Here is a 20,723-nt window from a genome sequence, read left to right on the forward strand (position 1 = left end):
AAGCCAAGCAACCTTGGGAAATGAATGAGCGATCCAATGACAGATTTCGCAGCCCGCCGCCGCACCATGGTCGATACGCAGGTCCGGCCTTCGGACGTTACCAAGTTCCCGATCATTGATGCCATGCTGTCCGTCAAGCGCGAGAATTTTGTGCCAGACGCGCAACGCGAAGCCGCCTATGTCGAGAGTTTGATAGAACTTGAGGCTGGACGCTGCATTCTGGAACCGAGAACACTGGCCAAGATGCTGGATGTGCTGAACATTACCAATGATGAGGTTGTTCTGGATATTGCTCCGGCGCTGGGATATTCGACGGCTGTTGCAGCCCGTATGGCGCAGTTGGTCGTAGCGGTGGAAGCGGATGAAGCGCTAGCTGCCGAAGCGCAAACTCTGCTGATGGAGGCTGACGCGGATAATGTGGTCGTTCACGTGGGGCCGCTGGATGAGGGCGCTGCCGAGCATGGGCCTTATGACGTGGTCATGATCCAAGGCGGCGTAGAAGAGGTTCCGTCTGCATTGATTGACCAGCTTAAGGATCATGGGCGTATCGCCTGCCTGTTCATGGAAGGTGATCTTGGGACCGTCCGTATAGGCCACAAATCAGGCGATCGCGTTACCTGGCGCCAGGCATTCAACGCCAGTGCACCTGTTCTGAAGGCTTTCTCGGCCGAGAGTGCATTTTCGCTATAGTCGGCGGGCAGATTTATCTGCTGCCTTGATTAGTTCAACACAAAGACGCAAACTGCCCTGAGGGCTGCGTTATTTTGATTTGAGAGGATTTCGCCATGCGTTTTGCAGCAGGAGGCAAGCTGGTCAGGACTCTGGCAGTGACTGCGGGTATTGCTCTGGGCACGTTGCCCGGTAAGGCGGTTTGGGCCGATAACCTGACTGATGCGTTCATCGGAGCTTATAATACCAGCGGTTTGCTGGAACAGAACCGGGCGCTGCTGCGGGCTGCGGACGAGGATGTGGCGATCGCGCTGTCGGCTTTGCGCCCTATTATCAACTGGACCGTCGCGGTTAGCCAAGACTATACGCGCAGCAGAAACAGTGGTGTTACGAACAGTGTTGATCCTTCGAACTTCTTCTCGGGCCTGACGCTGAGCCAGCTTTTATACGATGGCGGAGCCTCCATTCTGGGCAAGCAATCAGCGCAGGAAACGGTGCTGTCGACCCGGCAGGCGCTGATCGATATCGAACAGCAGGTCCTGTTCCGCGCGGCGACCGCTTACCTGAGTGTTCTGCTGCAGGAAGAGACTGTATCGATTCGTCAAAACAACGTTGAACTGTCCGCAGAAGAGCTTCGCGCCTCGCAGGATCGTTTCGAAGTTGGGGAAGTTACCCGCACAGACGTCGCATTGTCTCAGGCTCAGCTTGCAAGCTCGCAGGCCGATCTGGCGAATGCGCGCGGCGATCTGAGCACTGCTCAGGCGGAATATGTGAACGCAGTTGGCAAACTGCCGGGCCGTACTGCTGGTCAGCCCAGCCTGCCAAACTTGCCCCGCTCCGAGGCCGAGGCTGTCAGCCTGGCCCAACGCAATCACCCATCCATTCTGTCCGCCCAGCATCAGGTGCGCGCCCTTGATCTGGTCGTGCAGCAGCAGCGCGCGGGCCTGGGTCCGAATGTCAGCCTGAACGCTGATGCGGGCGTCACCGAGAGCTATGATGACGACGATTATGTGAATGATGCGAGTATCTCGCTGAACTTCAGCCAGCCGATCTATGCGGGTGGTCGACTCGCGGCAAGCGTGCGCCGCGCAATGGCCTCGCGGGATGGGTCACGTGCCAATCTGCTGAATGTGCAAAAGAACATTACGCAGGGCGTGTCTGATGCCTATGTTCGGTTTCAAACTGCAAGCGCAAGCCTGAGGGCCTCTTCGGAACGTGTACGCGCCTCGGAAGTTGCGTTTGATGGTATCCGCGAAGAGGCAACTTTGGGTGCGCGGACCACTCTAGACGTGCTGGCTGCTCAGCAGGATTTGCTGGACGCGCAGCTTGCCGAAATTGCTTCCAGAACCGAGCGATCTCTGGCGGCTTATCAGTTGCTGCAGGCCCAAGGTTTGCTCACGGCCGAGCGTCTGGGCCTGGCGGTTCAGATTTACGATCCGACCCTTTACTATAATCTGGTGAAGAAAGCCCCCGCGCAGGTCAGCAAGCAGAGCAAAGATCTGGATCGGGTCCTGAAAGCACTGCGTCGGGACTAAACACCCAATACTGCCTGTTGTGAGGTCTGCATTGTTTGGCTACACTTGGACCTGAGGTTAGAGCGGTAGAAAACAATGACAGACAATGTCGTGAACTCCGGGATCGAAGACGTACTGTCATCGGTCAAGCGGCTGGTCAGCGAAGAAGGTCGAAAAGTTCCCGATCTGGTGCGTTCCAAGTCAGAGCGAAAGCCAGGGCGGCTTGTTCTGACTGATGCGCTCAGGGTTGGCGAGCAAACAGGTGTCGAGACGCAGCCTTTCAAGCTGGATGCTGAGTACAGCGCTGAAAAATCGGTGAAACCGATGCTTTTGCGCGCCTGCGATGTTGTTGCGGGTGATGAAGCGGAGTCGGCTACAGAGCATTCACCTGATCCAGTTGCGGAAGAGGGCATAGCCAAAAGTCTAAGTGCCAAAATTGAGGCGCTGGAAGCCGCGATCGCCCGGACCGAAGATCAGTGGGAGCCCGACGGTGACAGCGTAGATGCCTATTCCGGAACGCCAAATCAACCGTTGGAATGGCAACCCCAAGACGAAGCCCCGGATGCAGAGACTGAGACTGTTGCAAAGGCAGTTTTTGTACGGGACCCAGAGGTATCGGCTGCCGCTGATACAACAGGTTCAGAAGCAGATGCTGCCATGTCCCGGCTTGATGAAGATGGCTTGCGCTCTTTGATTGCACAGGTTGTTCGTGAAGAGCTGCAGGGCGTACTGGGTGAACGCATTACGCGGAACGTTCGAAAAATGGTTCGCCGCGAGATCTACCGTGCGTTGGCCGAGCAAAAAGCCGAGTGAAAGTCAGCCTTTAATCGGCGTTTCAGCCAGTTCCAGCAAGCGATCCAGATCCATATGCCGTTCCAGATGGTCGGCCAGACGATCAAGCGTATCTTCGACACCGTCCTCATAGTGCAGGGTGGAAGAGACTCCCAAAAGCTGTAGGTAGTCGGCCCGAAATTGATCGGATGAGAATATACCGTGTAGGTAGCTTCCGCGTATCCGGCCAGTCCGATCAGCTGCGCCCTCCGGGCGGCCCTCGACCTCCAGCCAAGCGCGGGTGCAATCGTTGCCTTCGGTGCGGCCCATATGGATCTCATATCCGGTTAGCGGTTGGTGCCCCGGCAGGGCGCGTGCAGTCCGCAGGGTCACCTTTTTCTCGCCGACCATAACGGTATCCACATCCAACAGCCCCAATCCATCGACTGTACCTGGCCGCCCGTCCACACCATCGGGATCAGCAATGGTGTTACCTAGCATTTGGTAGCCACCGCATAATCCCAACACGTGACCGCCACGTCGCACATGGGCATAAAGGTCGATATCCCAGCCCTGCGCACGAAAGTAAGCCAAATCGCCAATGGTTGATTTGCTTCCGGGAAGTAGAACCAAATCCGCATCGCCGGGCAGCGCGCGGCCAGCGGGCACGATCTCGACCGTGATGCCAGGCTCTGCCGATAGCGGATCAAGATCATCAAAATTGGCCATCCGTTCCAACTGAGGTACTGCAACCTTACAGGAACCGCCACTGTGGGACCGGATATCCATCATATCTTCGGCTGGCAGCTTCCAGGCATCGTCGAACCAAGGCACAACACCGATACAGGCCCAGCCTGTTCGAGCGGCGATGTCATCGCGACCTTCGTCGAATAGGGATACATCGCCCTTAAAGCGATTGATGGCAAAGCCTCGGATCATTGCCAGATCGCCAGCATCCAGCACGGCCTGAGTCCCGACGATCTGAGCAATTACCCCACCTCGGTGAATATCGCCGACAAGTACGACCGGCACACCCGCGGCGCAGGCGAAGCCCATATTGGCAATATCACCCTGACGCAGGTTGGTCTCGGCCGGGCTTCCGGCCCCTTCAACCAACACCAGATCAGCGTCGGTGCAGAGCCGGTCAAAACTCTGGCGCGCGGCTGTCATCAGCTTGGATTTATCCTTGCGGTAATCGCCAGCCTGCATCGTTCCGGCGCGTTTGCCCTGAATGATGATCTGCGCGCCTGTATCTGTTTCAGGCTTCAAAAGGATCGGGTTCATATCCGTATGTGTGGCGCGTCGTGCCGCCAACGCCTGTAGGGCTTGCGCGCGCCCGATCTCGCCACCATTTTCGGTTACTGCGGCGTTATTCGACATGTTCTGCGGTTTGAACGGCGCAACCCGCAGGCCTCGGCGCGTATAGGCGCGTGCCAATCCGGCCACCAGAACCGATTTTCCAACATTGCTGCCTGTGCCCTGAATCATGATGGCGCGAACCATGCCGAGTCTCCTGTAAGCTAACGCGCAGATGACCTGATTTAACGGTGAAGGGAAAGCCCCGGATGACGTGGCATTGTCATCATTTTTCAGTCATCGGGTGAGGGCGCAGTTTCGCACCGGAATTCATATTCGGGGTCTATGCAACAAAAAAACACGCCTCCATCAATAGGAGGCGCGTTTTTTCAAACAGACTCGTGTCTGTGATCAGGCGGCTTCGGCCTGTTGGGCGGCGTTGCGGCGCTCGCTTTCTTCGCGCGAAAGAGCGACCGAAGTACGCACACCGCGACCAACGAAATCCATCAATCCGCTGACAACCCGTTCATTTGGGTCGATACCCGCGCAAGACAGCACTTCGCGCCCATCGCGCGAGCGTGCCCAGCGGGCGATCTGTTCTGGGCCATTGCCATACTTTTTGTCGTCGGCAATAGCATCATCCAGCGCAGCCAAAACGACAGCTGCGAAAAGTTTACGAGCACGGTTGCCTTGCTCATTGTTAAAGGCGGTGCCGTCAACGAAATCTCTCATCTCGTCTTCCTTGTTGTTCTTGCTCTTGCATTTTCGGCGTGACGGTTCTTATGACCTATTAAGTGCGATTCGGATACACCTAATGTGCATAGTTGCGTTGCGTCACGCGCATAGCTTGCTGCGGCTGCAGCACAAGGTGTCGTTGTCTTGTCAGGTGCGGCCACGCCAGATATAGGGTGCGCGACTGACGCATCAACCGTTTGTGAAGGATTTAAGTCATGCCCAAGATAAATGGGAACGAAATTCGCCCCGGCAATGTGCTTGAGCATAACGATGGGCTATGGGCCGCTGTCAAAGTTGATCATGTAAAGCCCGGTAAAGGCGGGGCTTTTGCACAGGTCGAACTGCGCAATCTGCGCAATGGTTCCAAACTGAACGAGCGTTTCCGCTCAGCTGACAAGGTCGAGCGTGTTCGCCTGGAACAGAAAGACCAGCAGTTTCTATACGAATCCGACGGCATGTTGGTGTTCATGGATTCCGAGACCTATGAGCAGATCGAACTGTCCGCTGATCTGTTGGGTGATCGCCGCCCGTTTCTGCAGGACGGCATGACTATCGTCGTAGAATTTTACGAAAGTGAGGCACTGAACGCCAAACTGCCACAGAAAGTGACGTGCAAGATCGTCGAGACCGAGCCTGTGGTCAAAGGTCAGACCGCTGCGAACTCGTTCAAACCGGCCGTTCTGGACAATGGTGTAAAAGTCATGGTGCCACCATTTGTGGGCCAAGATGAAATGATCGTGGTGAATACTGAAACCATGGACTATTCGGAACGCGCGTAACTGCACTTCTGCTTCAAGACAACGAGAACCGCGACAGCCCGCGCTGCGCGGTTCTTTCTATTTTTAGTCTTTGACGCGTCGGTATTTTTCTGGGTTCGGGCCAAATAGTTCGAGCATCAGTTCGAATTTGATCCGGTTTGCGCTGACCTGGCGATAATAGGCGATCAGAAAAGCCGTGGGGCCTTGAATGCGGCTGAGCCCACTGGTGGCTGCAACAACTGTGCCGACATCGGTTCTGCCCTGAAGGACAAGCCAGCCACCCAGCATCAGAACCCCAACCGTCCCGGCGCCGTTGATCACGCTTAGAAGGAATTTGGCCGAGAGCTTCCAGATGAACATCTTTCTGCGAGTTTCGTAGATTTTGTCGAATTCCGCTTCGATCTCGTGCGCGGCCGCGTCAATCTTTTCTGCTGTCAAACTGTCGGTGGCGCGGCGCAGTATACGAACGCGTTCGGCGACAAAGACGTTCACTTTGCGTTGCGAAACCAGAACGATGATGATCTGCGGCGCGACCATCGAAAAAGCGATCAAACCCAACCCCGGCTGTGTAGACGAGATATAGCCAATCACGCTGATCAGAGTGCCGATTTGGACCACCGGGTCGGAAAAGGCACCGCCTGCGAATTTACCCAGCTCTTCTGCTTCGGCAGAAATGGCGGTAGTCATGGTCCCCTTGCGCATGGTCTCGCCGGTTTCATCCAGATCGGCGGACCGGACCAGCAGCCTTTGCCGGATCAGGCGGATCATATCCTCGCCCAATGTTCCCGCCCGATAGCCGAGCAGCCATTTCAGCCCCAGGCTCAGCAAGATAACCACCATCATACCCGCACCAAGCAGGATCATTCGGTCCACAGATACATCGTCCGAGGTCAGGTGGTTGATGATATCGCGCTGAAACTCCAGCGGGACGGCTGCCAGAGCGGCAACCGCAATAGACAGGATGATAAGGATGATCTGCCGGGCGGAACTGGCACGCCAAATTGCTTTATACAGACGAAACATCAACTCACCCGGATCACTGAACCAAACCTAGTTTGGCAGCCTGTGCTGGGCGGATCAAATGGTTCCGGGGCTGGCGGGGCCATGACCAGGCTGTATTCGAGAATTTTCATTCCTTCAGGCGCACGGTCGCGTCGCCCGCCTGCATATCACCCTTGGCCCTGTCGAGCCTGAGATATGCGATCCCCTGGCCATCCGCTTGGGTAAACAGGCGCCCCACGGATTTCCCGTCAGCAGTTATTTCGGTTCCGACAGGCGTGGTGCCCGCGACATTTACCGTGCGCAGCCCTTTACGCAGCTCGGTCTTGTGTTTCATGCGCGCGGTCACTTCCTGACCGACATAACACCCTTTTTTGAAATCAACGCCGTTCAGCAACTCGAACCCTGATTCCAGAATATAGCTGTCCTCGGTCAGTTCGATTCCGGTTTCGGGAATGCAATGGAGCACGCGGATCGCGTTCCAATCGGTTCCGTCCTCGCTTTCGGCATCTTCCGTATATGCGCGCCAGCCCATATCTGAATGGCGCGGATCGGGCAGGGCCCCATCGGGTGCCAGGCCAGTGCCGCGTTGCAGATTCAGGCCGCTGGCTTCGATCGTTAGGTCGGCGCGCAGCTTGTACATGCTCAGACGTTTGACCAATCCGTCGGCAATAACCTCGGCGACGTCCAGCAAGATATCGTCGCCCTGGCGTTTCAAAAAGAAATCGGCCAGATACTTGCCCTGTGGGGTCAGTAGGGCCGCGTAGACCAGACCATTATCAAGCCCGGCAATGTCATTGGTCACCAGCCCCTGCAAGAAGCTGTTAACGTCGGCACCGGTTAGGCGCAGAATGCGGCGATTGGGCATGGCAGAGTCCTCGTCTTTTCCATGGTGCTCGTGATATATGAGAAGTCGCTCATAAGACCAGAGGATATCCGACGTGCCGGCACCGATCAGTATTGTAATTCCAACCCTGAACGCGGCCGAAACCTTGCCTGCGACACTTGGGGCGCTGATGGAGGGGCTGCGCGCAGGGTTGATCCACGAGCTAATTGTGTCGGACGCTGGCTCCGCCGACAAAACCCATGAAATCGCAGAGAATGCTGGGGCCAGGATCGTGACCGGAGAAGCCTCGCGCGGGGGGCAGCTGCGCCGTGGCTGTGCAGCCGCCAAAGCCGATTGGCTGTTGGTACTTCATGCGGATACGGTTTTGCAGGACGGGTGGAGCAATGTTGTGCGGGATCATCTGCCCTCCGGGCGACCTGCGGCGTTCAGACTGGCCTTTGTGGCCGCGGGCTTTGCGCCATCCTGGGTTGCCGGATGGGCCAATCTTCGTAGCCGGATCTTTGGGTTGCCCTATGGTGACCAGGGCTTGCTAGTCCGGCGTTCTGAATATCAAGATGCAGGCGGTTTCCCGGAACAGCCCTTGATGGAAGACGTGGCGCTTGCCAAAGAGTTGCGCCGCATCACGCTGTTGTCCGCCCGCGCCTTTACGAGCGCGGACCGGTATGAACGGGCGGGGTGGTTGCGTCGTGGTGGTCGGAATCTGTGGACTCTGACCCGCTATCTTCTGGGCGCTGATCCCGAGCGGTTGGCGCGGGCGTACCGGCAGTAAGCGTCGTTCTGAGTTCGACAATGGATTTGCCCAGCCGGAACGGGGCGGCGAAACTGACAAGGCACAGTGCAATGATCTGAAGCACCAGAATATGCCCGTTTTCTCGCAAATACTCCCATTCATCCTTAAGCTTGCCGACCTGAGTGACAAGGTCATCGTAACTTTGGGCCAAGATCAAATAGTCGCCTGCGATTGCGGGAACTTTCCTGCGCAGATTGTCGATAGCTTCCTGTGTCGGGTCATCCAGCGTTGTGAACACCAGAAACTGGTCGACGTCGAATGAGTGCACTTTCGATGTCATCGCGCGCATGTCATCGCGCTCTTCCTGGGCCTGCCGTCCAAACAGGAATTGTAGCCCCCTCAGAGGGGCGACTTCGTTTGTTACGGCAATAAACAAGGGCAGGTCAGCGTTGCTTGCGGTTGAGGCTGAAAGGAACTCAACTTTTTCGCACAGCGCTCCGATATCCTTGTCATAGGCCGGGTCGCAGAACCGCAATCGAAACCGCGCGGCGTCGCGGTCAAAGGCAAGCGTTGCGGCATAGGCAACGTCAATCTGCCGGTCCAGACGGGAACTGTCCGCTGTATAAAGCCCGGCCATCACCGCAACCAATGCGCCGACCCCGCCCAGAACCACCCAGACCAGATCAGCCAGTTTCCATGCGCGATGCCCGGCTGGCTTGCGAAACAGGAACGCTGTGCCAACTGTGCCGATCAGAAAAAACAGAATCAGCAGCGGCAGCTGGTTTTCGGTAATAAATGTCATGGAAACAAAGTGACCAACCGCCGGTCAAGTGGCAACACTCCTCACGGGCAGTTGTAGTTTTGGAACAATCCGAAGCTAAGAGCCCGAACTTTGACCGAATTTCCTAAACAGCTTGGTGCGATCAAAGGCCTGTTCCAGTTCGACCGTGCGATCTTTGACCGAATCCCAAAGCCGTTCCTGAACTTCAGCTATGGCGCATTCCATCAGGGTCAGTATCGCAGCCATCGAATCCCAGGCAGAAGGCACCGAGATGCGCGCCGCGAATGTGTGTTTGGCCAGCCGGTGGATTGGCGAGCGCCACTGATCGGTCAACAGCACGATTTCGGCCCCGCGCTCGTGGCAGAGCTGACCAATCAACAGGCTCGCATTCTCATAGCGCCGGACATCCAGCGCGATCAGCACATCCCCTTGACGCACGTCCAACAGATCATGGGTCCAGGATGCGGCGACCGGCAACAGGCGGACATCCGGTCGGATCATTTGCAGGTGCAGATACAGGTATTGCGCCAGTGTTCCGGTAATGCGGCCACCGGTGATGAAAATACGCCGGTTCTGATCGCTCAGCAGGCTGCAGAAGCTATCGAATTCGTCGGGGTCGATCTCGTCGATTGTGCGCTTCTGGTTGGCCAGAGAACGCTGGGAATAGCGGTTGAGGATATGTTCTTCGGGCAGGTCATTCTGCCAGACATCACGTTTGGCTACTGGCCCCGAGATCATTTCTTTGACCTCACCACGCAGCGCGGCCTGAAATTGAGGATATCCGTCAAAACCGGTCTTTTGCAGCATCCGTGCAACCGTAGTGGTCGAGACTGAGGCGGTACTGGCCAATTCGGTGATACTACCCAGCCCGGCCATCGGGTAATCATCCAGCAGAACGCTGACCAGTTGCCGTTCAGACGGGGTCATCTTGTCCCGATGGGCCAGAAGCCTGTCTGTCACCCGCACTGGCGTGTCCTCCTATTATGCGACCAGACCATAATGTGAATAATTTTTCAGCAAGATCAAGCTTGGAAAAATTTATACAGAAAAAATATTGACAGGATGATGTGGTCTGTGGAAATTTTTCCACAATGTCTCGTTTTGGAATCGCAGGACGGTAGATTGGACTTCGGCAAAGTTGTTCATACGGATTTGGCGGGCAATGCGCCTGTGGTCGTACTGGTGTGCGAACATGCGTCTAATCGTATCCCGGCTCTTCTGGGTGATATGGGGTTAAGCGCTGAAGCACGCGAAAGTCATATTGCCTGGGATCCAGGCGCCCTGGCCGTGGCGCAGGCTATGGCCAAACGCATGTCAGCACCTTTGGTCCATGGCGGGGTGTCTCGGCTGGTCTATGACTGCAATCGCCCGCCCGAGGCGGCGGGTGCAATGCCGATCCGCAGCGAGGATTACGAAATCCCGGCGAACATCAACATGTCGCCCGAGCAGCGACTGGCCAGAATCGAAAACGTGTATCAGCCGTTTTGCGCCGCTCTGTCGGATTTGATCGATCAGCACAGCGCTTCACTTAGGCTGATGGTGACAATCCACAGTTTCACGCCGATCTACCTGGGGCAGAAACGGCAGGTCGAACTGGGTATTCTGCACGGTGTGGACAACCAGTTTGCCACAGCGATGATGGCTGACGAAGCTATCGGCAGCCCTTTTATCATCAGGCTGAATGAGCCTTATTCTGCGGCGGATGGAGTAGCTCATACACTGGATACCCAGGCACTGCCCCACCGCTTGCTGAACGTGATGATCGAGATCCGCAATGACTTGATCCGCACGCCTAAGCAGCAGGCAGAGATGGCCGATTGCCTGGTGCCCTGGATTGCGCGTGTTCTGTCCGGTTTTCAGGAAGGGGCGTCAGCGTGATCAAAGCGATGAGCGCATATGTCCGTATCGTGGATGCGATCAACTATCGGATCGGGCGGGTCATGATGTGGGGCCTGTTTGTCATGATGGGCATCCTGCTGTGGTCTTCGATATCAAAGACCTTCTTCCTACCGTCGCTCTGGACACTTGAAATGGCACAGTTTGCGATGGTGACCTATTACATCATGGGTGGGCCATATTCGATCCAGCTGGGTTCGAATGTGCGCATGGACCTGTTTTATCACAACTGGAGCCCCCAACGAAAAGCGTGGTTCGATGCATTTACCGTGCTTTTGCTGATCCTCTATCTGGGTGTGCTTTTCTATGGCGGGTTGGGATCGACGGCGTATAGCCTTGGTTATTGGGGCGACGAACCCGTTTCCTACTTCACCGGACTGCTGACCGGCAGTGAAGAGATCGGTCGGCTTGAACGTTCGTCGACTGCGTGGCGACCGTATATCTGGCCTGTCAAATCCATCATGGTTTTCGGCTTCTTCCTGATGTTGCTGCAGGCAGTCTCGGAATTTTTCAAAGACATTGCGCGGATCAACGGGCAGGAAATCGGGGTACAGCGGGCATGAGCCAGGAATATATCGCCATCTTCATGTTCGCGTTGATGATGCTGATGCTGTTCACCGGTCAGCGCGTTTTTGGTGCGATCGGTGCGGTTGCGACGATCGCGGCGCTTTCATTGTGGGGAACCGGAGGGCAGGACATCACGTTTTCAGCCGCGATGAAGCTGATGAAGTGGTATCCGCTGCTGACCCTGCCAATGTTCATTTTCATGGGCTATGTGCTCAGCGAAAGCAGGCTGGCGGATGACCTGTATCGCATGTTCCATGTCTGGATGGGGCCGGTGAATGGCGGGCTTGCCATCGGGACGATTGGTTTGATGGTCTTGGTTTCTGCCATGAATGGCCTCAGCGTGGCCGGGATGGCCATTGGAGCCACGATTGCTTTGCCTGAACTGTTGAGACGCGGGTACGACAAAACCATGGTGACCGGTGTCATTCAGGCCGGGTCCAGTCTGGGTATCCTTGTACCGCCTTCGGTGGTTCTGGTGCTGTATGCGATGATCGCCCGTCAACCTGTGGGACAGTTATGGCTGGCGGGGATCGTGCCCGGCCTGATGATGGCTGGTATGTTCATCCTTTACATCTGGATCCGCTGCCGCATTCAGCCCGAGCTCGGCCCAGCGATGAAAGACGCGCATGAGGTCCCGCGGGCCGAGAAGATCCGTTTGCTCGCCGCTGGAGCGCTGCCGCTGATAATCTTTGCGTCGATGATGGTCCCATTCGTGAACGGATGGACGTCACTGGTTGAAAGCTCGGCCATCGGGGCGCTGGCGGCGCTAGTAGTATCAATCGCCAAACGCCGGATGACCTGGGCGATTTTCGAATCCTGCACCAAGCATACGCTGGCGATATCCTGTATGTTCATGTGGATCATCCTGGCTGCACTGGGCTTTGGCGCGGTTTTCGACGGGCTTGGTGCGGTGAAGGCAATCGACAACTTGTTCACCGACCAGTTGGGCCTGTCACCCTGGATGATCCTGATCTTGATGCAGCTCAGCTTTATTGTCATGGGCACGTTTCTGGACGACACCGCGATGCTGGTCATTGTCGCCCCGCTTTATGTACCGCTGGTTGGTGCGCTGGGCTTTGACTTGATTTGGTACGGGGTTCTGTACACGATCACCACACAGATCGCCTATATGACACCGCCTTTCGGCTATAACCTATTTCTGATGCGCGCGATGGCCCCACCAGAAATCACGCTGAGGGATATCTATGGCTCGATCTTTCCGTTCGTCGCCGTGATGGTTCTGGCGCTTACGATTATCATGATCTTCCCGGAACTGGCTCTTTGGCTGCCCGGCTATGTCTATGGAAATTAACAAGAATGCCTTTCGAAGAGGCACGAAGCACTTCAACAGAGAGGAAATTGACATGACGACAAGACGTAAGTTTCTGAAAACCGCCGGGGTAGGGGTCGCAGCCGCACCTCTGGCCGCACCGGCGCTGGCTCAAAGCACGATCACGTGGCGCATGCAGACCTATGCCGGTCCTGCGCTGGCTGCGCATGTGATCGACCCGGCAATCGAGATGTTCAACAAGATCGCCGGTGACCGGATGCAGATCGAGCTGTACTATGCTGACCAGCTTGTTCCTACAGGCGAACTGTTCCGTGCCATGCAGAAAGGCACCATTGATGCGGTACAGTCCGATGATGACTCGATGGCGTCGCCCACCGATGTCACAGTGTTCGGCGGCTATTTCCCGTTTGCCTCGCGCTATTCCCTGGATGTACCGGTTCTGTTCAATCAGTACGGTCTGAACGAAATCTGGGACGAAGAATACTCGAAAGTCGGGGTCAAGCACATCTCGGCTGGCGCATGGGACCCGTGCCATTTCGCCACCAAGGACCCAATCAACAGCCTGGCGGACCTGCAAGGCAAGCGTGTCTTCACCTTCCCTACAGCGGGTCGCTTCCTCAGCCAGTTCGGTGTGGTACCAGTTACACTGCCATGGGAAGATATCGAGGTCGCCGTACAGACCGGCGAGTTGGACGGCATCGCATGGTCGGGCATCACCGAGGATTACACTGTCGGCTGGGCGGATGTGACCAACTACTTCCTGACCAACAACATCTCAGGCGCCTGGGCCGGGTCTTTCTTTGCCAACATGGATCGCTGGAACGAGTTGCCGGAAGATTTGCAAACCCTGTTCCGTGTATGCTGTGACCAGTCGCATTATTACCGCCAGTGGTGGTACTGGGGCGGCGAGGCCAGCTTGCGGGTCAATGGAGACAAAATGCAGCTGACCACGATCCCGGATGAGGAATGGGCACAGGTCGAAGGCGCGGCAATCGCATTCTGGGATGAGATTGCAGCAGAATCTGAGATCAAGGCGAGGGTTGTTGAGATATTCAAGCAATACAACGCCGACATGCTCAAGGCCGGTCGGCCTTATCGTTACGGATAATAAGCAACTTCCCGACGCGGGTAACTCCTCTCGCGTCGGGTTTGGACATCACCTGGCGACACCTCTTATGTTCATATCAATCCCAATAACAGAGATGCGAAACCGGATGCACAGTGCTGCTCACCGGTCGGACGGGGTATGAACACATGGCCATCGCTGGTTTTCTGATCGAGATTTTTGCCGCAACCATGTTGCTGCTTTTCGCCGTTCGCTTGGTTCGTACGGGGATTGAGCGGCGATTTGGCGCGCTATTTCAATCGCTTTTGACCCGACATTCAAACAGTTTTGTCGCCGGTGGCGCGGGTATGGTTCTGGCTACGATCCTGCAAAGTTCAGCCGCCGTGGCGGTTTTGCTGACAGGGTTTGCGGCGGCCGGAATGGTCAGTTTTGGCATCGCCCTGGCGGGGGTTTTGGGGGCCGATCTGGGATCGGCTCTGGTCATTCAGATACTGTCTTATGATTTGGGATGGTTGCAGCCAGTGTTGCTGGCGCTGGGCGGGTGGCTCTACCTCAAATCCGATCGGGCAAATGTTCGCCTGATGGGGCGGATTGTTCTGGGTGTGGCCTTCATTTTGGTATCACTGCAATTTTTGCGCGATGCTGTTGATCCGATCCGCGAAAGCGCCTTTTTGCCGGCCATCGCGGGCTATCTTGAAAGCGACTATTTCAGTGCCTTCATCGTTGGGGCTGTGCTTGCCTTTGTCATGCACAGCTCGGTTGCGACAATCCTGATGTGCGTGACGCTGGTACAGATCGGGGCAATCCCATTCGCGGCGGGTTTGTCGTTGGTATTGGGGGCCAATTTGGGCTCGGCCTTTATTCCGATCTGGCTGACGCGGGACCAGATCGTCTCGGCCCGCCGGATACCGATAGCCAACCTGTTGCTGCGCGGCAGCGCGGCGCTTGTGATGCTGTTTGCTGTCAACGTCACCGGTACCCATGCCGCATTGATGATCAGCGGACCTGGGCAATCGTTGATCTTTGCCCATATCGGTTTCAACCTCGTGGTGTTTCTGCTGGCAACCGGATTCGTCACCCGGATGGAAGCGCCGATGGCTTTGCTCATGCCCGAGACCGACCCTGAATCTGGTGTGGCAGATCAGTTCTCGGGTGCTCTTAATCCGCTAGGCGACCCCAGTGCCACAGGCCCTGATGTTGCGATGTCCTCGGTGCGCCACGAATTGTTGCAGATGGTCACGCAGGTCGAACGCATGTTCCGCCCGGTGCTGGATATCTATGAGCGTGACGACATTGATACCATTGCTGCCCTGTCGCAGCAGGATGAAATGGTAAACGCCCAGTTGACGGAAATCCGACGCTTTGTCGCGCGGTTGCCGCGGCAGAATATGAGCAAGTCTCAGATCAAAGCCGCCCGTGGTCTGGTGGAATACGCTATTCGGCTCGAGGCCGCTGGAGATGTCGTGTCGAACAGAATGACGCGTTCAGCAAAGATTAAACACATGGAAAGGGCCGAGTTTTCCGCCCAGGGGTGGAAAGAACTCAAGGATTTACACGCCACCATTCAGGAAAGTTTTTCGCTGGCGCGACACGTTTTGTTAGTAGATGACGTCGACTGTGCCCGCCGCCTTGTTCTGGACAAGGCCGAGATCAAAAGGATGTCCCGCGACAGCCGCAAGGCGCATCTAAAGCGGCTGGAGCGTGGTCAAACGGAAAGTTTCCAGTCCAGCGATCTGCATCTGGAGGCACTGCGCGCTATGCGCGATCTGCACGGCCATATTGCGGCCATCGCCTATCCGATCCTCTACAAAAGCGGACAGGTTCTGGAAACGCGGCTGGTTATGGAAATGGAGAAAGAAGCGGCCGAAGACTAACGGCCGTCGATGGGAACAGGGGCGCGGTGGGCCCGATTGTGATGAAGGATGAACATGATGGGTCATGATGTTGTGTTGGCGGACCTCAAAACCAAGGTTGAAGCAGGTGAAGTAGACACCGTTCTTGTTTGCATGGTGGACATGCAGGGGCGGCTGATGGGCAAACGGTTTCATGCCGGTCACTTTGTGGCAGGCGCTTGGCAAGAGACCCATTGCTGCAATTATCTGTTGGCGACAGATCTGGAAATGGGCACGCCTGACGGATATGCCTCGACCAGCTGGGAGCGGGGCTATGGCGATTACGTCATGAAACCTGATCTCAGCACTTTGCGCCCGGTGCCGTGGCTTGAGGGCACGGTGATGGTGATGTGCGATGTTCTGGATCACCACACGCATGAAGAGATCCCGCACGCGCCCCGGTCGATCCTGAAGAAACAGGTCAAACGCCTGAAAGCCATGGGTTACGACGCGATGTGCGCCACCGAGTTGGAGTTCTTTTTGTTTGAGAAGAGCTTTGACCAGATCCGCAAGGAAGGCTTTCGCGATCTGGCGCCGATCTCGGGCTATAATGAGGATTATCATATCCTGCAGACCACCAAGGAAGAGCATGTGATGCGTCCCATCCGCAATCATTTGTGGAACGCGGGCATCCCGGTCGAGAATACGAAGGGCGAGGCCGAGACCGGTCAAGAAGAGTTGAACATCAAATACGCCGCCGCCATGGAAACGGCCGAGTATCACTCGATCGCCAAGAATGCGGTGAAGGAAATCGCCTGGCAGCACGGGCATGCGGCCACGTTCCTGCCGAAATGGCATCATGACAAGGTTGGTAGTTCATCCCATGTGCATCAGTCGCTGTGGTCTGAGGGAAGGCCAATCTTTTTCGACGAAAAAGATCCGCTCGGCATGTCGGCAGTAATGAAAAGCTATATGGCCGGGTTGTTGAAATACGCTGCCGATTATACGTGTTTCATGGCCCCCTACATCAACAGCTACAAGCGTTTCCAAAAAGGAAGTTTTGCGCCGACGCGGATCATCTGGTCGGTCGACAACCGCACCGCCGGTTTCCGACTGTGTGGTGATGGAACCAAATCGGTTCGCGTGGAATGCCGTATTCCGGGCTCGGATATGAACCCGTATCTGGCGATTGCCGGTATGTTGGCGGCGGGTATCGCGGGCATCGAGGAAGGGTTGGAGCTTGATCCACCAACCAAAGGCGATGCGTATCAGAGCGAGTCCGGCATGATCCCCGGGAACCTGCCCGCTGCGCGGGATGCCCTGCTTGGCTCAACCATGTTGCGGGCCGCTATGGGGGACGAAGTTGTTGATCACTATGCGCGCGCCGCCGAGGTGGAAATCGAGGAATTCGAAAGCGTGGTTACTGATTGGGAAATTGCCCGCGGGTTCGAAAGGGCCTGAGGGTGGACGAAGCTGGGGGCCCTGCCTGCCGCTATTGGTGCTTGAGCCAATGGCGCATCAATGACGGCCCCCGAGGTTTGTGTTGGCCAGATAAAGCAGGAGATTCTGCTTTTTAGAGGATGGAGTGGAGATGGGGCAGATGTTGAAATGCATCTCGCCGATCGATGGATCGGTTTATGCTGAGCGCGAAACCTTATCGCGCGAAGCAGCGTTTGAGGTGGCCGCGCGGGCCAGGGAAGCGCAAACAGCCTGGGCAGCACGCCCATTACAAGAGCGAATTGATCTTGTGATGGCGGGTGTCGCCGCTGTTGGTGCGATGAATGACGAAATCGTGCCCGAGTTGGCCCATATGATGGGGCGCCCAGTGCGCTACGGCGGAGAGTTCGGCGGGTTCAACGAGCGCGCCGGCCATATGGCCGAGATCGCGCAGGGTGCACTGGCCGATATTGCGGTGGGCGAGGATGAGGTCTTCAGGCGCTATATCAAACGCATTCCGCACGGGGTGGTCTTTGTCGTGGCGCCCTGGAACTACCCGTACATGACTGCGATCAATACGGTGGCCCCGGCGTTGATTGCGGGCAATACCGTGGTGCTGAAACACGCGACCCAGACCTTGTTGGTGGGTGAGCGGATGGCGCAGGCTTTCCATTCGGCAGGTGTTCCTGAGGATGTGTTCCAGAATGTGTTCCTGAGTCATGATGTGACTAACGATTTGATCGCTGGAAATGCGTTTGATTTCGTGAACTTCACTGGCTCGGTCGGTGGTGGTCAGGCGATGGAACGTGCGGCGGCGGGCACATTCACCGGGGTCGGTACCGAGTTGGGCGGCAAGGATCCAGGCTATGTCATGGACGACGCCGATCTGGACGCAGCTGTTGATACGTTGATCGACGGTGCGATGTTCAACGCGGGCCAGTGCTGCTGCGGGATTGAGCGGGTTTATGTGCACGAAAGCCTGTATGATGCGTTCGTTGCCAAAGCGGTTGAGATTGTTCAGGGCTATAAGCTGGGCAATCCGCTGGATGCAGAGACGTCGATTGGACCGATGGCCAATATACGCTTTGCCGATGAGGTCCGCGCGCAGATTGCCGAGGCAGTTGCGGATGGCGCAGTTACCCATATCGACACTTTCCCCGAGGATGATGGGGGGGCATATCTGACCCCGCAAATCCTGACCAATGTCACACACGACATGCGGGTGATGCGGGATGAGAGTTTCGGCCCCGTAGTTGGTATCATGAAAGTGTCGTCGGATGACGAAGCCATCGCGCTGATGAATGACAGCGAATTTGGCCTGACCGCCAGCCTCTGGACCCACGACGTGGACCGGGCCGCGCAGGTCGGTGACCAGATTGAAACTGGCACCGTCTTCATGAACCGCGCCGATTATCTGGATCCGGGCCTGTGTTGGACCGGTTGCAAGAATACCGGGCGTGGCGGTGGTCTTTCTGTCATCGGCTATCACAACCTTACCCGCCCCAAATCCTACCATCTGAAGAAGGTGACATCATGAGCCTGTCTGGAAACTGGTCTTATCCGACCGCGATCAAATTCGGCGCTGGCCGCATCAAGGAACTGCCCGAAGCCTGCGCTGCGGCCGGAATGAAACGCCCTCTGCTGGTCACGGACAAGGGGCTGGCTGATCTGCCGATCACCTCGGCGACGCTGGATATTCTTGAGGCTGCGGGTCTGGAGCGTGGCCTGTTTAGCGAAGTGGATCCGAACCCCAATGAGAAGAACCTTGAGGCCGGCGTTGCGGCGTATCGGGCAGGCGACCATGACGGGGTAATCGCATTTGGCGGTGGCTCGGGGCTGGATCTGGGTAAGATGGTGGCTTTCATGGCCGGGCAGACGCGCCCGGTCTGGGATTTCGAAGATATTGGCGACTGGTGGACCCGCGCTGATGCCGATGCCATTGCTCCGATCATTGCGGTTCCGACCACCGCTGGCACCGGGTCCGAGGTCGGGCGCGCCAGCGTCATCACCAATTCGGAAACCCACGCGAAAAAGATCATCTTTCACCCTAAGGTACTGCCAACTGTGGTGATCTGTGACCCGGAACTGACCGTGGGAATGCCGAAATTTATCACCGCCGGCACCGGTCTGGACGCATTTGCCCATTGTGTCGAGGCGTTCTCCAGCCCGCATTACCACCCTATGTCACACGGCATCGCTCTGGAGGGGATGCGGCTGGTCAAGGACTACCTGCCGCGCGCCTATGCCGACGGCACCGATATCGAAGCGCGGGCGCAAATGATGAGCGCGGCAGCGATGGGCGCGACCGCCTTCCAGAAGGGCCTCGGTGCGATCCACGCGATGAGCCACCCGATTGGCGCGGTATTCAACACCCATCACGGGACGACCAACGCGGTCTGTATGCCCGCGGTGCTAGAGTTCAACGCCCCCGCCATCGCCGACCGGTTCCAGCAGGCCGCGGCCTATCTGGGCATCGATGGAGGCTTTGACGGGTTCCGCGCCTTTGTGCAGGAGTTTAATGACTCGCTGGGTATCCCCCGCAAACTCTCGGATATGAAAGTGACCGATGCGGCAATCCCCGAACTGGTCAAGGGGGCGATCATCGATCCCTCTTGCGGCGGCAACCCGGTTGAACTGACCGAGGACAACCTGACGGCGCTGTTCAAAGCGGCGCTGTAAGCCTCTTGCCGATCCGCTCCCTCATCTCTCATAGTGATGGCAGGTGAGGGGGCGTTTCCATGACCAAAGAGATTGTTCTGATCCACGGAGCCTTTGCCGGACCGTGGTGTATGGCCGATTACGCGGGGTTCTTCCGCGACCGGGGCTGGACCGTGCACACGCCCGCTCTGCGGTACCATGACGGCGACCCCAAGGCCGAACCCGATCCGGGGCTGACCGACACCAGCGTCACCGACTATGCCAACGACATTGCAGAGTTCGTGCAGGGGCTGGACGGCAAGCCGGTGCTGCTGGGCCATGCCATCGCGGGGGTTGTGGCGCAGCAGGTGGCGGCGCGCGGGTTGGCCAGCGCCATTGTTCTGATCAACCCGAACGCGCCATGGGGCACGTTGCCCGAAACCGACGACGAACGCGCCGTGCCGCGCGCGCTGATGGAGGGCGGGGCGTTCTGGAAACAGCCCATGCGGGTTGAGTTCGATCTGATGGCCCCCTTTGCATTGAACAAGATGCCCGAGGCGCAGCAGCACGCGGTGTTCGACCAGCTGGGTGCCGAAAGCGGGCGGGTGATGTTCGAGATGTTCTTTTGGATGTTCGACGATCACCACGCGATGAAGGTGGATATCGACAAGGTCGACTGTCCGGTTCTGATCGTGTCCGGCACCGAGGACCGGGCCGTGAACCCCAACACCTGCCGTGCGTTGGCGAAGTTCTACGGAGACCGCGCGACGTTTCTGCCGGTCGAGAACCACGCGCATTTTCTGTTCATGGAGCCCGGGTGGGAGGGGCCAGTCGGGCAGATTGCGGAGTGGTTGGACGGGGTGTCGGAGTGACGCCCGATCGTGCGGGAATCGGGAA

Annotated in this window: 19 protein-coding genes; 14 read left to right on the top strand and 5 right to left on the bottom strand. The window is 57.0% G+C overall.

What is annotated here, in order from left to right; genetic code table 11:
* Nucleotides 1-36: 36 nt before the first annotated feature.
* The 3 genes from AC2FHW_RS03435 to AC2FHW_RS03445 all read left to right on the top strand — a co-directional run bounded on the left by AC2FHW_RS03435 (nucleotide 37) and on the right by AC2FHW_RS03445 (nucleotide 2,996).
* Nucleotides 37-690, top strand: a complete 654-nt coding sequence (locus tag AC2FHW_RS03435; RefSeq protein WP_496821534.1) for a protein-L-isoaspartate O-methyltransferase family protein — start codon at nucleotides 37-39, stop codon at nucleotides 688-690.
* A gap of 95 nt (nucleotides 691-785) precedes the next feature.
* Nucleotides 786-2,204, top strand: a complete 1,419-nt coding sequence (locus tag AC2FHW_RS03440; RefSeq protein WP_496821422.1) for a TolC family outer membrane protein — start codon at nucleotides 786-788, stop codon at nucleotides 2,202-2,204.
* Nucleotides 2,205-2,279: 75 nt separating this feature from the next.
* Nucleotides 2,280-2,996: a hypothetical protein gene (locus tag AC2FHW_RS03445; protein WP_496821424.1), complete on the top strand. Its 717-nt coding sequence runs from the start codon at nucleotides 2,280-2,282 to the stop codon at nucleotides 2,994-2,996.
* Between the two features lie 3 nt (nucleotides 2,997-2,999).
* On the opposite strand, the gene AC2FHW_RS03450 is transcribed toward AC2FHW_RS03445, so the two are convergent.
* Nucleotides 3,000-4,457 (bottom strand): cobyric acid synthase, encoded by a 1,458-nt coding sequence (locus AC2FHW_RS03450; protein WP_281994393.1) that lies wholly within the window; start codon nucleotides 4,455-4,457, stop codon nucleotides 3,000-3,002.
* Between the two features lie 204 nt (nucleotides 4,458-4,661).
* Nucleotides 4,662-4,982: a DUF6280 family protein gene (locus AC2FHW_RS03455; protein WP_108785849.1), complete on the bottom strand. Its 321-nt coding sequence runs from the start codon at nucleotides 4,980-4,982 to the stop codon at nucleotides 4,662-4,664.
* A 218-nt stretch (nucleotides 4,983-5,200) separates the two neighbouring features.
* On the opposite strand from AC2FHW_RS03455, the gene efp reads away from it, so the two are divergent.
* Nucleotides 5,201-5,764 (top strand): elongation factor P, encoded by a 564-nt coding sequence (gene efp / locus AC2FHW_RS03460; RefSeq protein ID WP_142632922.1) that lies wholly within the window; start codon nucleotides 5,201-5,203, stop codon nucleotides 5,762-5,764.
* A 63-nt stretch (nucleotides 5,765-5,827) separates the two neighbouring features.
* Here the strand turns inward: efp and AC2FHW_RS03465 are convergent, their stop codons facing one another.
* Together AC2FHW_RS03465 and ygfZ are read right to left on the bottom strand one after the other, a co-directional pair.
* Nucleotides 5,828-6,766 (bottom strand): ABC transporter transmembrane domain-containing protein, encoded by a 939-nt coding sequence (locus AC2FHW_RS03465; protein ID WP_271947939.1) that lies wholly within the window; start codon nucleotides 6,764-6,766, stop codon nucleotides 5,828-5,830.
* A gap of 106 nt (nucleotides 6,767-6,872) precedes the next feature.
* Nucleotides 6,873-7,610 (bottom strand): CAF17-like 4Fe-4S cluster assembly/insertion protein YgfZ, encoded by a 738-nt coding sequence (ygfZ, locus tag AC2FHW_RS03470; protein ID WP_496821427.1) that lies wholly within the window; start codon nucleotides 7,608-7,610, stop codon nucleotides 6,873-6,875.
* 73 nt (nucleotides 7,611-7,683) lie between these two features.
* Here ygfZ and AC2FHW_RS03475 point away from each other — a divergent pair, with 73 nt between their 5' ends.
* Entirely contained in the window at nucleotides 7,684-8,358 is a 675-nt protein-coding gene (locus tag AC2FHW_RS03475) for a TIGR04283 family arsenosugar biosynthesis glycosyltransferase (RefSeq protein WP_496688573.1), read from the top strand.
* 838 nt (nucleotides 8,359-9,196) lie between these two features.
* Here the strand turns inward: AC2FHW_RS03475 and AC2FHW_RS03480 are convergent.
* Complete coding sequence (locus AC2FHW_RS03480) at nucleotides 9,197-10,066, bottom strand: MurR/RpiR family transcriptional regulator (protein ID WP_142632930.1); 870 nt, start codon at nucleotides 10,064-10,066, stop codon at nucleotides 9,197-9,199.
* Nucleotides 10,067-10,222: 156 nt separating this feature from the next.
* On the opposite strand from AC2FHW_RS03480, the gene AC2FHW_RS03485 reads away from it, so the two are divergent.
* The 9 genes from AC2FHW_RS03485 (at nucleotide 10,223) to AC2FHW_RS03525 (ending at nucleotide 20,698) form a co-directional block, all read left to right on the top strand.
* On the top strand, nucleotides 10,223-10,978 hold the full coding sequence (locus AC2FHW_RS03485; RefSeq protein ID WP_496677920.1) for an N-formylglutamate amidohydrolase: 756 nt from the start codon (nucleotides 10,223-10,225) through the stop codon (nucleotides 10,976-10,978).
* A gap of 8 nt (nucleotides 10,979-10,986) precedes the next feature.
* The gene (locus tag AC2FHW_RS03490; protein WP_185956598.1) at nucleotides 10,987-11,559 is read left to right on the top strand and encodes a TRAP transporter small permease subunit; all 573 of its coding nucleotides are present in this window, start codon (nucleotides 10,987-10,989) and stop codon (nucleotides 11,557-11,559) included.
* On the top strand, nucleotides 11,556-12,875 hold the full coding sequence (locus tag AC2FHW_RS03495; protein ID WP_271947929.1) for a TRAP transporter large permease: 1,320 nt from the start codon (nucleotides 11,556-11,558) through the stop codon (nucleotides 12,873-12,875). Before AC2FHW_RS03490 ends, AC2FHW_RS03495 begins: the two co-directional genes overlap by 4 nt.
* Before the next feature lie 52 nt (nucleotides 12,876-12,927).
* Entirely contained in the window at nucleotides 12,928-13,962 is a 1,035-nt protein-coding gene (locus AC2FHW_RS03500; RefSeq protein WP_271947927.1) for a TRAP transporter substrate-binding protein, read from the top strand.
* Nucleotides 13,963-14,108: 146 nt separating this feature from the next.
* Complete coding sequence (locus AC2FHW_RS03505) at nucleotides 14,109-15,794, top strand: Na/Pi cotransporter family protein (RefSeq protein WP_142632940.1); 1,686 nt, start codon at nucleotides 14,109-14,111, stop codon at nucleotides 15,792-15,794.
* Nucleotides 15,795-15,851: 57 nt separating this feature from the next.
* Entirely contained in the window at nucleotides 15,852-17,213 is a 1,362-nt protein-coding gene (locus tag AC2FHW_RS03510; protein WP_496677918.1) for a glutamine synthetase family protein, read from the top strand.
* Between the two features lie 130 nt (nucleotides 17,214-17,343).
* Entirely contained in the window at nucleotides 17,344-18,726 is a 1,383-nt protein-coding gene (locus AC2FHW_RS03515; RefSeq protein WP_496821430.1) for an aldehyde dehydrogenase family protein, read from the top strand.
* Nucleotides 18,723-19,868 (top strand): iron-containing alcohol dehydrogenase, encoded by a 1,146-nt coding sequence (locus tag AC2FHW_RS03520; RefSeq protein WP_142632946.1) that lies wholly within the window; start codon nucleotides 18,723-18,725, stop codon nucleotides 19,866-19,868. Before AC2FHW_RS03515 ends, AC2FHW_RS03520 begins: the two co-directional genes overlap by 4 nt.
* Before the next feature lie 59 nt (nucleotides 19,869-19,927).
* Nucleotides 19,928-20,698 carry an alpha/beta hydrolase gene (locus AC2FHW_RS03525; RefSeq protein ID WP_281994399.1) on the top strand — a complete coding sequence of 257 codons (771 nt, stop codon included), beginning with the start codon at nucleotides 19,928-19,930 and terminating at the stop codon, nucleotides 20,696-20,698.
* The last annotated feature ends 25 nt before the right edge of the window (nucleotides 20,699-20,723 follow it).

The sequence above is a fragment of the Ruegeria sp. YTSA108 genome, assembly GCF_059610185.1.

Coding starts and splice junctions, on each gene's coding strand:
- AC2FHW_RS03455 (WP_108785849.1), bottom strand. CDS start 4,982: ATGAGAGATTTCGTTGACGGCACCGCCTTTAACAATGAGCAAGGCAAC.
- AC2FHW_RS03440 (WP_496821422.1), top strand. CDS start 786: ATGCGTTTTGCAGCAGGAGGCAAGCTGGTCAGGACTCTGGCAGTGACT.
- AC2FHW_RS03490 (WP_185956598.1), top strand. CDS start 10,987: ATGAGCGCATATGTCCGTATCGTGGATGCGATCAACTATCGGATCGGG.
- AC2FHW_RS03495 (WP_271947929.1), top strand. CDS start 11,556: ATGAGCCAGGAATATATCGCCATCTTCATGTTCGCGTTGATGATGCTG.
- AC2FHW_RS03520 (WP_142632946.1), top strand. CDS start 18,723: ATGAGCCTGTCTGGAAACTGGTCTTATCCGACCGCGATCAAATTCGGC.
- AC2FHW_RS03525 (WP_281994399.1), top strand. CDS start 19,928: ATGACCAAAGAGATTGTTCTGATCCACGGAGCCTTTGCCGGACCGTGG.
- efp (WP_142632922.1), top strand. CDS start 5,201: ATGCCCAAGATAAATGGGAACGAAATTCGCCCCGGCAATGTGCTTGAG.
- AC2FHW_RS03505 (WP_142632940.1), top strand. CDS start 14,109: ATGGCCATCGCTGGTTTTCTGATCGAGATTTTTGCCGCAACCATGTTG.
- AC2FHW_RS03510 (WP_496677918.1), top strand. CDS start 15,852: ATGGGTCATGATGTTGTGTTGGCGGACCTCAAAACCAAGGTTGAAGCA.
- AC2FHW_RS03465 (WP_271947939.1), bottom strand. CDS start 6,766: ATGTTTCGTCTGTATAAAGCAATTTGGCGTGCCAGTTCCGCCCGGCAG.
- AC2FHW_RS03450 (WP_281994393.1), bottom strand. CDS start 4,457: ATGGTTCGCGCCATCATGATTCAGGGCACAGGCAGCAATGTTGGAAAA.
- AC2FHW_RS03500 (WP_271947927.1), top strand. CDS start 12,928: ATGACGACAAGACGTAAGTTTCTGAAAACCGCCGGGGTAGGGGTCGCA.
- ygfZ (WP_496821427.1), bottom strand. CDS start 7,610: ATGCCCAATCGCCGCATTCTGCGCCTAACCGGTGCCGACGTTAACAGC.
- AC2FHW_RS03445 (WP_496821424.1), top strand. CDS start 2,280: ATGACAGACAATGTCGTGAACTCCGGGATCGAAGACGTACTGTCATCG.
- AC2FHW_RS03515 (WP_496821430.1), top strand. CDS start 17,344: ATGGGGCAGATGTTGAAATGCATCTCGCCGATCGATGGATCGGTTTAT.
- AC2FHW_RS03435 (WP_496821534.1), top strand. CDS start 37: ATGACAGATTTCGCAGCCCGCCGCCGCACCATGGTCGATACGCAGGTC.